This is a genomic window from Nonomuraea cavernae, assembly GCF_014646355.1.
GTDB lineage: Bacteria > Actinomycetota > Actinomycetes > Streptosporangiales > Streptosporangiaceae > Nonomuraea > Nonomuraea cavernae.
The window spans coordinates 139,180-152,137 of record NZ_BMNH01000003.1 but is presented as its reverse complement, the minus strand read 5'-3'; the positions used below and the strand labels follow the sequence as shown (position 1 = coordinate 152,137).

Genomic DNA, 12,958 nt, shown 5'->3' with positions numbered 1-12,958 from the left:
TTCAACGTGTGTGTCAGCGCCTCCCTCATGAACCTCGCAAGGAGGGGTTCATGAGCTCCACACCCATTCCCAACGCCTTCGACGAAGAGAAGCCTCGTGATCCCTACTGGTACAAACGCGCGGTCTTCTACGAAGTGCTGATCAGGGGTTTCGCCGACTCCAACAGCGACGGCACCGGCGACATCAAGGGCCTGATCAACAAGCTCGACTACCTCCAGTGGCTCGGCGTCGACTGCCTGTGGCTGCTGCCCCTGTACGAGTCGCCGCTGCGTGACGGCGGCTATGACATCGCCGACTTCATGAAGATCCTGCCGGAGTTCGGCGATCTGGGGGACTTCGTGAAGCTGGTCGACGAGGCCCACAAACGCGGCATGCGGGTCATCGCCGACCTCGTCATGAACCACACCAGCGACGCCCACCCCTGGTTCCAGGCCTCCCGGCACGACCCGGAGGGACCGTTCGGCGACTTCTACGTCTGGGCCGACAGCGACACGGGCTACTCCGACGCCCGCGTCATCTTCATCGACACCGAGACGTCCAACTGGACCTACGACCCGGTGCGCGGTCAGCACTACTGGCACCGGTTCTTCCACCACCAGCCCGACCTCAACTACGAGAACCCGGACGTCCAGGACGCCATGCTGGAGGTGCTGCGCTTCTGGCTGGACCTCGGCATCGACGGGTTCCGGCTGGACGCGGTGCCCTACCTGTTCGAGGAGGAGGGCACCAACTGCGAGAACCTCCCCCGCACCCACGAGTACCTCAAGCGGGTGCGCAAGGAGGTCGACCGGATCTACCCCGACCGCGTGCTGCTCGCCGAGGCCAACCAGTGGCCCTCCGACGTGGTGGAGTACTTCGGCGACCCGGTGGGCGGGGGCGACGAGTGCCACATGGCCTTCCACTTCCCGCTGATGCCGCGCATCTTCATGGCCGTACGCAGGGAGTCGCGCTACCCCATCTCCGAGATCCTGGCCCAGACCCCCAAGATCCCGGAGCACTGCCAGTGGGGCATCTTCCTGCGCAACCACGACGAGCTGACGCTCGAAATGGTGACCGACGAGGAACGCGACTACATGTACACCGAGTACGCCAAGGACCCGCGCATGCGGGCCAACGTCGGCATCCGGCGCCGGCTCGCGCCACTGCTGGAGAACGACCGCAACCAGATCGAGCTGTTCACCGCGCTGCTCCTGTCGCTGCCCGGCTCGCCGGTGCTCTACTACGGCGACGAGATCGGCATGGGCGACAACATCTGGCTCGGCGACCGCGACGGCGTGCGCACCCCCATGCAGTGGGACCCCGACCGCAACGCCGGGTTCTCCGACTGCGACCCCGGCCGCCTCTACCTGCCGGTGATCATGGACCCGATCTACGGCTACCAGGGGCTCAACGTCGAGGCCCAGCAGCGGAACAACGGCTCGCTGCTGCACTGGACACGTCGCATGATCGAGATCCGCAAGCGGCACCCGGTGTTCGGGCTGGGTGAGTTCGCCGAACTCAACTCCTCCAACCCGAGCGTGCTGGCGTTCGTCCGAGAGCTGGGAGACGACCGGATGCTGTGCGTCAACAATCTCTCGCGGTTCCCGCAGCCGGTGGAGCTTGACCTGCGCCGATTCGTCGGCGTCTCGCCTGTCGAGACGATGGGCGGCGTCCCATTTCCGGCAATTGGCGAACTTCCGTATCTTTTGACGCTCCCAGGGCATGGGTTCTACTGGTTCACCCTCCCGCCGGCGATCACCCAGGAGGAGTAAGACGTGCTTGACGAGCTCCTTGTCGCATGGATCGGTCATCAACGCTGGTTCGGCGGCAAGGGGCGCCCGATCGACCGATTGTCGGTCGAATCGGATGTCGAGCTGACCTCCGGGCTCCGGCACCTGATCGTGGCCGTGTGGCAGGAGGGCTCGCGAGACCGCTACCAGATCCTGCTCGGCCAGCGCTACGACCTGCCGGACCGCCTCGAGCACGCGGTGATCGGCCAGTTCCACGACTGGCTCCTGTACGACGCCGCGCACGACTACGAGCTCACCGGCTGGCTGCTCGACGGCATGGCCGCCGACGAGGACCGCGGCGACCTGCGGATGCGCCACACGCCCGGCGTCACCATCGACACCTCCCAGCGCAGCCTCGTGCTCGGCGCCGAACAGTCCAACACCTCCCTGGTGTACGGCGACGCCTACATCTGCAAGCTGTTCCGCCGCCTCATCCCCGGGATCAATCCCGAGTTGGAGGTCGTCGCCGCCTTGGCCGCCCGGAACGCCCCGCACATCGCGCAGCCGTACGGATGGATCGAGTGCGACCTCGACGGGACCCCCACCACGCTGGCGTTCATGCAGCGGTTCCTGCCCAACGCCAACGACGGCTGGGACCTCGCGCTCACCAGCGTCCGCGACCTGTACAACTCGGCCCCCGGCATCGGCGCCGCCGAGGCGGGCGGCGACTTCGCCGCCGAGTCCCGCCGGCTCGGCGCGGCCACCGCCCGGGTCCACCACGAGCTGGCCGAGGCCTTCCCCACGGACGTCATCGAGACGCACGAGGTCAAGCGGATGGCCGAGGGCTTCCGGCGCAGGCTCGGCCGGGCCGTGGCCGAGGTGCCGGAGCTGCGCGAGTACGTCGGGGCGCTGGAGGCCGCCTACCACCTCGTGGAGGACCTGACCGTCGAGGTGCCCGTACAGCGGGTGCACGGCGACTACCACCTGGGCCAGGTGATGCGCACGCCCACCGACTGGGTGGTGCTCGACTTCGAGGGCGAGCCGGGGCAGCCGCTCGCCGAGCGACGGGCGCTGTCGTCGCCGCTGCGCGACGTGGCGGGCATGCTGCGTTCGTTCGACTACGCCGCCCGGCACCTGCTGGCCGGCCACGCCGACGCGGCGACGCTGGAGCCGCGGGCCGACGAGTGGTCGCGGCGCAACCGCGCCGCCTTCCTGGAGGGCTACGCCGAGGCGGGCGGCGTGATCTCGGCGGACGGCCAGGCCCTGTTGCGCGCGTTCGAGCTGTCCAAGGCGGTGTACGAGGTCGTCTACGAGGCCCGCAACCGCCCCTCGTGGATCGGCATCCCGCTGGCCGCCTTCCGGCAGGACGCCTTCTGACGGTCACCCGCCGGTGGCCACCGGGCGGGTCCCTTTGTCCTGGGGCGGGGTCTGCTCCGGATAAACCCAGGATTCCCCACTTTCGGTGATTGCGACGGTGAAAGCGGGCAGTGGCTGGGTTGGACGTTCAACGTAGGGCAGGGTTGGAGCATGCCGATGAGAACAGAGCTCGACCGCCTCGCGGGCGGGGCGCACCACGATCCGCACTCGATCCTGGGCGCTCATCCCGTCGCGGGCGGCGTGACGTTCCGTACGTTGCGCCCGATGGCCGAGCGTGTCCGGGTGGTGCTCGACGACGGCACCTCCCATGACCTGAAACACCAGGCTCACGGCGTGTTCGAGGTGACCGTTCCCGGGCTCGACAAGGCGCCCGGCTACACGCTGAGCGTCCAGTACACCGGGGGCGAGCCGGTCCAGGTCCGCGACCCCTACCGGCACTGGCCCACCCTGGGCGAGGTCGACCTGCACCTGATCGGCGAGGGGCGGCACGAGCGGCTGTGGGAGGTGCTCGGCGCGCGGGTGATGCGACACCAGGACGTCCAGGGCACGGCCTTCGCCGTCTGGGCGCCCAACGCGCGGGGCATCAGGGTCGTCGGCGACTTCAACCACTGGGACGGCACCGCCTACCCGATGCGCTCGCTCGGGCGTTCCGGCGTCTGGGAGCTGTTCATCCCCGACCTGGGTGCCGGAGAGCGCTACAAGTTCCAGATCCTCGGCGCCGACGGCGTGTGGCGCGACAAGGCCGACCCGATGGCCCGGCGCACCGAGGTGCCGCCGCAGACCGCCTCGGTGATCGAGCAGTCGTCCTACACCTGGAACGACGAGAGCTGGCTGGCCGAACGCCGGGAGCAGACCCCGCAGCGGGCCCCGATGAGCGTCTACGAGGTGCATCTCGGGTCGTGGCGCCCCGGACTGTCCTATCCGGAGCTGGCCGACCAGCTCGTCGAGTACGTCCGTGACCTCGGGTTCACGCACGTCGAGCTGCTTCCGGTGGCCGAGCATCCGTTCGGCGGGTCGTGGGGCTACCAGGTCACCTCCTACTACGCGCCCACCGCCAGGTTCGGCACGCCCGACGAGTTCCGCCACCTGGTCGACCGGCTGCACGAGGCCGGCATCGGCGTGCTGCTCGACTGGGTGCCCGCGCACTTCCCGATGGACGACTGGGCGCTGGCCCGGTTCGACGGCACCCCGCTGTACGAGCACGCCGACCCGGCTCGGGGCGAGCACCCCGACTGGGGCACGTACGTCTTCGACTTCGGCCGCAGGGAGGTGCGCAACTTCCTGGTGGCCAACGCCCTCTACTGGCTGAAGGAGTTCCACATCGACGGCCTGCGGGTCGACGCGGTGGCCTCGATGCTCTACCTCGACTACTCGCGGCGCGAGGGCGAGTGGACCCCCAACGTCTACGGCGGCCGGGAGAACCTGGACGCGGTCGAGTTCCTCAAGGAGATGAACTCCGTCGTCTACCGGGAGGCGCCGGGCATCTCGACCGTGGCCGAGGAGTCGACGGCCTGGCCGGGGGTTTCGCGGCCGGTGCACCTCGGCGGGCTCGGCTTCGGCTTCAAGTGGAACATGGGCTGGATGCACGACACCCTCGCCTACCTGCGGCACGAGCCGGTGTTCCGCCAGTACCACCACCACCAGATGACGTTCTCGCTCATCTACGCCTACTCCGAGAACTACGTGCTGCCGCTCTCACATGACGAGGTGGTGCACGGCAAGGGCTCGCTGCTGGGCAAGATGCCGGGCGACGAGTGGCAGCGCTTCGCCCAGCTCAGGGCGCTGTTCGCGTTCATGTGGGCGCATCCGGGCAAGCAGGTGCTGTTCATGGGCGGGGAGTTCGGCCAGGGCTCCGAATGGTCGGAGGAGCGCGGGCTCGACTGGTGGGTGCTGGAGTTCGACGGCCACCAGGGGGTCCAGCGGCTCGTCCGCGACCTCAACCGGTTCTACCGCGAGACGCCGGCGCTCTGGGAGCAGGACACCGTCCCCGAGGGCTTCCGGTGGATCGACGCCGACGACGCCTCGGGCAACACGTTCTCCTTCGTCCGCTACGCGGCCGACGGGTCCGCGCTGGCGTGCGTGGCCAACTTCAGCGGCGCGCCGCACGAGGACTACCGGCTCGGCCTGCCGTACGGCGGGCACTGGCGTGAGGTCGTCAACACCGACGCCTACGACTACTGGGGCAGCGGCGTCGGCAATCTGGGCGGGGTCGAGGCGGTCGAGCAGGGATGTCATGGTCTGCCCTACTCCACGACGCTGCGGGTGCCGCCGCTCGGGGCGGTGTGGCTCTACCAGGATCAGCACCGGGAACAGCACCAGGATCGCCGCGAGGATGAGCTGGGAGAGTCATAAGAGTTCGCTGGGAAAGGCGTCTCAACTCTGGGCTTGACCAATAAATCGCCTTAAACTCCGAGATCACCCCCTTCTCGGAGGACGCGTGCGATTTCGCTCTCTGATCGTCTGTTCGATCCTGCTGGCTCTGGTCCCGGCCGCCCCAGCGTTCGCCGATGATCCGACACCGGCGCCGACCCCGTACCACGAGAAGCTGGAGGAGAGCCTGGCGGTCGGCGAGGGCAGCGTCCGGGCCATCGTCGAGCTGACCGGCCCGGCCGAGCGCGCGCCGGTCGCCGCCCAGGCCGCCGAGGCGAACGTGGACGTCGTGCTCCGGCCGGAGACGCAGCCGTTCATGGTCGTCGAGGGCACCGCCGAGGAGCTGGCCGCGCTGGCCGAGGATCCCCGGGTCACCTCGATCCACCGCGACCGCGCCTATCCCCCGACGCTGGCCTCCAGCCTCAAGCTGATCGGCGCCGACCAGGCGCACGCCCAGGGGTTCACCGGCGCCGGCCAGGCGGTCGCCGTCCTCGACACCGGGATCGACCGCGACCACCCGTTCTTCTCCGGCCGGATCGTGGCCGAGGCGTGCTTCTCGGCCGTCGAGACGGGCGTGACGTCGCTCTGCCCCAACGGCCAGACGTCGCAGATCGGGGCCGGCGCGGCCGACGCGGCCACCGCCAACTGCCTGGCGGGGGCGGTCAACCTGTGCGAGCACGGCACCCACGTGGCGGGCATCGCGGCGGGCACCGGCGGGGTGGCGCCGGGCGCGGGCATCGTCGCCGTCCAGGTGTTCAGCCGGGTCGACGACGAGAGCATCTGCGGCGAGCCGTCCTGCCTGCTGGCCTACGAGTCGTCGCTCCGGCTGGCCATGGAGCACGTGGCCGGCCTGTCGCAGCCCATCGCCGCGGTGAACCTGAGCCTCGGCGGCATGCCCGCCGAGGCGTCCTGCGACGACGGCGAGGAGGCCCAGGCGTTCAAGCCGGCCATCGACTCTCTGCTGGCCAAGGGCATCGCGACCGTGGTGGCCGCCGGCAACGAGTACTTCGAGGGCGCCTCCTTCCCCGCGTGCATCTCCTCGGCCGTGGCCGTCGGCGCCAACGACGACGGCGACGAGATCGCCGACTTCTCCAACCGGGGCGCGTTACTCGACCTGTTCGCGCCGGGCGTGGACATCGAGTCGTCGGTGCCCGGCGACCAGATGGCGGTCCACAGCGGCACCTCGATGGCGACCCCGCACGTGGCGGGCGCCCTCGCGCTGCTGAAGGCCCAGTCGCCGCAGACGCCCATGTCCGACCTGATCGAACGGCTCAAGACGACCGGCAGGCCGTACGCCTACCAGGCGAACGGCGTGGACGTGGTCACGCCCCGCCTCGACGTGCTGGCGGCCCTGACCGGCGCGACACCGGCGCCGACCGTCAGCCAGACGGCCGCCCCGCGACCCGACCCCCAGCCGCAGCCCGAGCCCTCCGCCGACAGCCCGTCACCGGAGCCGGCCCCCGAACCCGAGCCGACCGCGACCGACCCCGGCGACGGCCAGGCCACGCCCATCCCACTGCCGACCGTCACCGTGACGGTGACCGTCACCGCCTCACCTCCGGCCGCCGTCTGCACCAGGAGCACGACCGGCAAGCGGCTGACGGCCAAGCAGTGGGCCGTCGAGATCCACCGCGGCAGCGGCGGCATTCCCGACGCCACGCTGACCTGCTACCTCAAGCTGGTGCAGAAGGCCAGCAAGGTCTTCCCCGAGCTGACCAGGGCCTCGACGCTGGGCACGGCGTACAAGGTGGTCAAGGCCGACAAGACCGCCAGGCAGCGGCTGGACGGCGCGCTGCTGGTGGGCTGGCTGAACTGGGCGCACGGCACGAACAACACCAGGGCCCTGAAGAGCGCGGAGACCGTGCGCCTGTCGACCAAGGCGACCAGCGCCAAGCTGACGAAGGCGGCCAAGAGCCTGCGCAGGTCCGCCTGAGGCACCGTTGCGGACGGGCCACCGAGCCGCCCTCGCGGTGGCTCCTTGGAACCGTCCAAAGAGGAATCCTGCATATCCGGATAACGGACATGCGTCTTTGGTAGGGCGGAGATAAGGTCCCTCACTACACTCTGGCCCCGTACGCACCATCAAGTGGGGATTTTTCCGGCCAGTGGCCGAGACGAGCGAGCGTCACGGGGGTTTCGTCATCACGATTCCGCAGCTCGGTCTCGACGCGTCCCGCCGTTCGGGTGTCCCCCTCCAGTCCGTCCGAGAGACGGACGGTCGACCCCCCGGAGGAAGAGTGAGACTACGGTCTCTGCTGGTCAGCGCCTTAGCCCTGGCCACGGCCTCGGCCGCGCTCGTCGCGGCCCCGGCCCAAGCGGCCACCGCTGACGACCCTGCCGTCAGCTCCCAGCTAACGGCCGAGGTCAAGAAGGAGGGAACGGTCCGTTCGATCATCGAGCTGAAGCCTGGGTCCAGTGTCAACGCCGTCGCCTCGACCACTGACAAGGCGTCCGCCAAGGCCGACGTCATCGAGGAGAAGAAGGCGGCCGACTTCTTCGTCGCCGAGCTCGACAAGAAGGCCCTGGACGAGCTCAAGAAGGACGACCGCATCCAGGCGATCTACAAGGACGAGCTGAGCGCCCCGTCCCTTGACGTCAGCACGAAGCTGATCGGCTCCGACAAGGCCAACGAGGCGGGCTGGACCGGCAAGGGCCACACGGTCGCGGTGCTCGACACCGGTATCGACCGGGACCACCCGTTCTTCGCCGGCCGGATCGTGGACGAGGCCTGCTTCTCGACCAACTTCGCGGGCGACAAGGCCACCTCGCTCTGCCCGAACGGGCAGGCCACCCAGCAGGGCGCCGGCGCGGCCAACGCCGAGACCGCCAAGTGCGTCGTCCAGGGCGCCAACATTTGCTATCACGGCACCCACGTGGCGGGCATCGCCACGGGCAAGAAGACGACGGGCGCCCCGTCCAACGGTGTCGCCCCCGAGGCGGGCGTCCTGCCGATCCAGGTCTTCAGCCGGTTCGACAGCGACGACCTGTGCGGCGCCGGCAAGAGCCCCTGCCTGCTGAGCTACACCTCCGACCAGATGTTCGCCCTCGCCTACGTCGCGCTGGTCGCCAAGGCGCGCAACGTCGTCGCGGCCAACATGAGCCTGGGCGGCGGCGGCCCGTACTCCAACCACTGTGACACCGGCTCCATGACCGCCCGGAAGGCGCAGTTCGACGTCCTCCTCGCGCGCGGTGTCGCGCCGGTCGTCGCCGCGGGCAACAACGGGTTCGCCAACGGCGTCTCCTCCCCCGCCTGCGTCTCCAGCGCCATCACCGTCGGGGCCACCGACGACCACGACGCGCTCGCGACCTTCACCAACCGGGGCAAGCTGCTCGACCTGTTCGCGCCCGGCGTGGAGATCAACTCCTCGGTGCCGAACAACGCCTACGGCGTCATCGGCGGCACCTCGATGGCCGCCCCGCACGTGGCCGGCGCGTTCGCGGTGATGAAGCAGGCGCACCCGAACCTGAGCATCCGCCAGATCCTGGCCAAGCTGCAGGCGACCGGCAAGCCCATCACGTACGGCCAGGTGACCACCAAGCGGATCGACCTGGCCAAGGCGACCCCGCCGAAGGCGACCCCGACGCCCACCCCCACGCCGACCCCGACGCCCACGGTGACCCCGACCGGCAAGCCCACCACCACGCCGACGGCCACTCCGACGAACAAGCCGACGGTCAGGCCCACCGTGAAGCCGACCGTGAAGCCGACCCCGACGGTGCCCCCCACGCACACGCCGGCGCCGACCAGCGACCCCGACCCCCGGATCATCAGCATGGATCCCGACCCGGAGCCCGTGCCCGACACGTGCACGCGCGGCCGTGGCACCAAGCCGCTGAGCTCGAAGGCGTGGGCGCGGGAGATGCTGAAGACCCAGGGCAGCCTGCCCGACCGGACCCTGCTGTGCTACCTGTCGATCACGCAGAACGGCAGCTCGGTCTTCCCCGAGGTCAGCAACGCCGCGACGCTGGGCAAGGCGTACAAGGTGCTCAACCCCAAGAGCAAGAGCGCCAAGGCCCTGCTCGACCGTGAGTTGCTGGCCGCCTGGCTCAACTACTCCCACGGCGTCTACAACGCCTCGGCGAAGGTGCACGGCAACACCACGCTGAAGAAGGCGATCGGCGTCGCCGAGAAGTACCGCGTCAAGGGAGGCACGGCCGCGCAGCTCAAGAAGACGGCCGTCTACCTCTACAAGCACGTGAACAAGTAACCCGATCACATGCAGGGGCCGGTCCCGGAAGGGGCCGGCCCTTCGTGCGTCCAGCCCCACTCAGCCGTAAAGGTCCGTGAGGCCGACCAGGTGAACGCCCTGTCGCCCGTCGGCGATGTCCGGCTGGAATCCCGCACCGCTGTAGCAGGTCAGCACCGTGTCACGGGTGTCGTATCCCTTCACCGCCAGCAGGTCTCGGGCGCGCCGCAGCCGCGCCACGTGGCCGGCCGTCATGATCGTGTCCCACTTGACCTCGCCCAATGACAGAATCCGCCGCGGCCGGCCGGGCTCGTCTGGCGCGAGGACGGCCACGTCCACCTGGATCTGCGTCCGGTTGCCCGGGTCGGCGACCGTGCCCGCGGCGACCTCGCCGGGAAGCTCACCGAAGACCTCGGCCCCCACGGACATGGCCCATTCGCGGCAGATGCCTTCGAAGTGCGGGCCCGCCACCTGCGACAGAAAAGTGCTCTGGGAGTTGCGCCAGGCCGCGTCTCTGTCGCCACGATCGAGCCGGGTCCACTCGCGTCGCATGACCGCCTCGTAGAAGACGATCAGCGGCTCGCGGATGCGGTAGAGAGTCTTCCCCTTCCTGAAGGCGTCGGCCTCCCGGGCGATCAGCTGGGAGTCCTCCAGGACCGATAGCGGATGTCCGATGTCCGTGGACTTGCGGCCGATGCATCCGGCGATGCCGCCTCGGGTGGCGCTGCCAGAGGCGATGGCGCCGAGCACGGCGTGGTAAAGGGCGGTGTCACGGATGTCGGCCTCCTCCGCCAGCAGGTATCGGGCCTCACGGAAGAGGGGGGTCTGCGGATTCAGCACCGTCCGCCGCACCCAGGAGCCGAAGTCGTCCAGCGAATCAGGCGCGTCCCCGGCCACGAACTCCCGGCGGTAGGCGGGGGTGCCGCCAACGACGGAGTGGACGAGAACAGCGAGACGGGGGTCGTCGATGTTCCAGAACCTGGCCGCGGTCCGGTAGTCGAACGGCTTGATCACCAACTCGAGACTGGCCCGCCCGCGCAACGGCGCGCTGCCGGACAGGAGCCGCCCCATGACCGCCATGGCCGAACCACACAGGAGCAGGCGCGCTTCGCCGCGTCGCGCGTGGCCTCTGGGGTCGAGAGCGTGCTGGAGCAGCGAGGGCAGCGAAGGTGACGCCTTGCTCAGGTAAGGGAACTCGTCGATCACGATGAGCCCTCGCGGTATGGCGGTGTACATCCGCTCCAGCGCTTCGTCCCAGCTGTCGAACGCGTAACGACCGCCCCCTGTCTGGGCGGCCAGCGCCTGGCCGAAGCGGGCCAGCGCCTCTGCCTCGGTCGCCTCAGTGGCGGCGAAGAAGAATCCGCTGACCTCGCTCGCCAGCGCGTCGAGGAGAAAGGTCTTGCCTTGGCGACGCCTGCCACTGACGATGCCCAGCCGTACGTCGGGATTGGCCGATGTGGCGAATCCAGCCAAACCCTCCCACTCGCGATCACGCTCGAAGACGTGCTCGGGCTTCACAAGAGACTTCACAGTAGAACTATATCCCTTAGTGGCATACACCTAAGATGTATAGTTCTAAGCATAGGTCCGAGATGTGTCGCTTAGGGTGGCTTCATGGACGCAGGCAGAGCGATCTTCGACACTGTTGACAGGCTTCGCCAGCGGCGCACCGCCCCGCTGGTGCTCGAGCTGGACCTCACCGAGGGGCTCACGGAGGGGCCGCCGGCCGATCCGGTCGCCGCCCTGCTGTCCATGCGCAAGCCCCGCCTGGCCGACGTGCTGTCGGGGCTGAAGCGGGCCCGCGACGACTCGCGGGTCAAGGCGCTGATCGTGAAGATCGGCGGTAACCCGCTGGGCCTGGCCATGGTGCAGGAGCTGCGCGAGGCCGTGACCCGGTTCCGGTCCTCGGGCAAGCTCACGGTCGCCTTCGGCGAGACGTTCGGCGAGTTCGGCGGCGGCACCGTCCCCTACTACCTGGCCAGCGCCTTCGAACGGGTCTACCTCCAGCCGAGCGGGGACGTGGGGCTGACCGGGGTGGCCATGGAGCAGCGCTTCGTCAAGGGCGCCCTGGCCAAGCTGGGCGTCGACTACGAGATGGGGCAGCGCCACGAGTACAAGACCGGGGCCAACACCTTCACCCAGGACCACATGACCGAGCCCCACCGCGAGTCGATGGGCCGCATCGTCGAGTCGGTCCTGGACCAGCTCGTCGCGGGCATCGCCGAGGGGCGCCGGCTCGACCCGGCCAAGGTGCGCGAGCTCGTCGACCGCGGGCCGTTCATCGGAACCGAGGCCCTGGAGGCCGGGCTGGTCGACCGGCTGGCCTACCGGGACGAGGTCTACGACGAGGTCAAGCAGGCCGCCGGAGCCGACGCCCACCTGCAGTTCGTCTCCCGCTACGCCAGGAACGCCGCCGTCCGCAAGCTGCCGCATCCGACGGCCGCCGGCATCGCGCTGGTCCACGGCAACGGCCAGATCCGCTCCGGGCGCTCCGGGCGCAGCCCGCTCGGCGGCGGCGGCGCGATGGGCTCCGACACGGTCAGCGCCGCCCTGCGGGCCGCCCGGCGCGACGAGCACGTCAAGGCCGTGGTGTTCCGGGTCGACAGCCCCGGCGGCTCCTACGTCGCCTCCGACACCGTCTGGCGCGAGGTGGTGCTGACCCGCAGGGTCAAGCCCGTGATCGTGTCGATGGGCGACCTGGCGGCCTCCGGCGGCTACTTCGTCTCGATGGCCGCCGACGTGATCATCGCCCAGCCCGGCACCCTGACCGGCTCGATCGGCGTGTTCGGCGGCAAGCCGGTGCTGACCGAGCTGCTGGAGAAGATCGGCGTCAACTCCGAGCTGGTCGCCGAGGGGGCCAACGCCGGGATGTTCTCCACCTCGCGCGGCTTCTCGCCGGAGCAGTGGGAGCGGGTCAACGCCTGGCTCGACCGGATCTACGACGACTTCGTGGGCAAGGTCGCCGAGTGCCGCGACCTCAGCCGGGAGCGGACCCACGAGCTGGCCCGGGGCCGGGTCTGGACCGGCGCCGACGCCCAGGAGCGGGGGCTGGTCGACGAGCTGGGCGGTCTGGAGGACGCGCTGCGGCTGGCCCGCGAACGCGCCCGCCTGGCCGACGACGCGCCCGTGCGCCTCTACCCCCGGCTCAACCCGCTGGAGCGCCTGCGCGGCCCCGAGTCGAGCGAGGACAAGGCGGCGGCGCTGGCTCGGGTCCGGGTCGACGCCTGGGGTCCGCTGGCCCGCCTGTCGGCCGAGCTCGGCCTCCCAGCCGCCGGCCCCCTCGCCCTCCCGGGTTGGTACGCGATCCGCTGAACC

7 protein-coding genes are annotated in these 12,958 nt (G+C 69.7%); 6 read left to right on the top strand and 1 reads right to left on the bottom strand.

The genetic code is table 11. The features are described from left to right. Positions 1 to 50 precede the first annotated feature (50 nt). The 5 genes from treS (at position 51) to IEY82_RS07540 (ending at position 9,664) form a co-directional block, all read left to right on the top strand. Positions 51 to 1,751 carry a maltose alpha-D-glucosyltransferase gene (treS, locus tag IEY82_RS07560; protein WP_189123287.1) on the top strand — a complete coding sequence of 567 codons (1,701 nt, stop codon included), beginning with the start codon at positions 51 to 53 and terminating at the stop codon, positions 1,749 to 1,751. Positions 1,752 to 1,754: 3 nt separating this feature from the next. Further along, positions 1,755 to 3,086 carry a maltokinase N-terminal cap-like domain-containing protein gene (locus IEY82_RS07555; RefSeq protein WP_189123286.1) on the top strand — a complete coding sequence of 444 codons (1,332 nt, stop codon included), beginning with the start codon at positions 1,755 to 1,757 and terminating at the stop codon, positions 3,084 to 3,086. A 156-nt stretch (positions 3,087 to 3,242) separates the two neighbouring features. Beyond that, a complete protein-coding gene (gene glgB, locus IEY82_RS07550; RefSeq protein ID WP_189123587.1) occupies positions 3,243 to 5,438 on the top strand; it encodes a 1,4-alpha-glucan branching protein GlgB in 2,196 nt (731 codons plus the stop codon). 85 nt (positions 5,439 to 5,523) lie between these two features. Continuing rightward, a complete protein-coding gene (locus tag IEY82_RS07545) occupies positions 5,524 to 7,389 on the top strand; it encodes a S8 family peptidase (RefSeq protein ID WP_189123285.1) in 1,866 nt (621 codons plus the stop codon). Between the two features lie 304 nt (positions 7,390 to 7,693). After that, complete coding sequence (locus IEY82_RS07540; protein ID WP_189123284.1) at positions 7,694 to 9,664, top strand: S8 family peptidase; 1,971 nt, start codon at positions 7,694 to 7,696, stop codon at positions 9,662 to 9,664. A 60-nt stretch (positions 9,665 to 9,724) separates the two neighbouring features. Here IEY82_RS07540 and IEY82_RS07535 read toward each other — a convergent pair whose 3' ends face one another. Then, positions 9,725 to 11,173: an AAA family ATPase gene (locus IEY82_RS07535; protein ID WP_189123283.1), complete on the bottom strand. Its 1,449-nt coding sequence runs from the start codon at positions 11,171 to 11,173 to the stop codon at positions 9,725 to 9,727. 84 nt (positions 11,174 to 11,257) lie between these two features. Between IEY82_RS07535 and sppA the strand changes: the two genes are divergently transcribed. Then, a complete protein-coding gene (gene sppA / locus IEY82_RS07530; RefSeq protein ID WP_189123282.1) occupies positions 11,258 to 12,955 on the top strand; it encodes a signal peptide peptidase SppA in 1,698 nt (565 codons plus the stop codon). The last annotated feature ends 3 nt before the right edge of the window (positions 12,956 to 12,958 follow it).

What these genes read in the sequence shown, in the direction of transcription:
- treS (WP_189123287.1), top strand. Translation starts at nt 51, where the DNA reads ATGAGCTCCACACCCATTCCCAACGCCTTCGACGAAGAGAAGCCTCGT.
- glgB (WP_189123587.1), top strand. Translation starts at nt 3,243, where the DNA reads ATGAGAACAGAGCTCGACCGCCTCGCGGGCGGGGCGCACCACGATCCG.
- sppA (WP_189123282.1), top strand. Translation starts at nt 11,258, where the DNA reads ATGGACGCAGGCAGAGCGATCTTCGACACTGTTGACAGGCTTCGCCAG.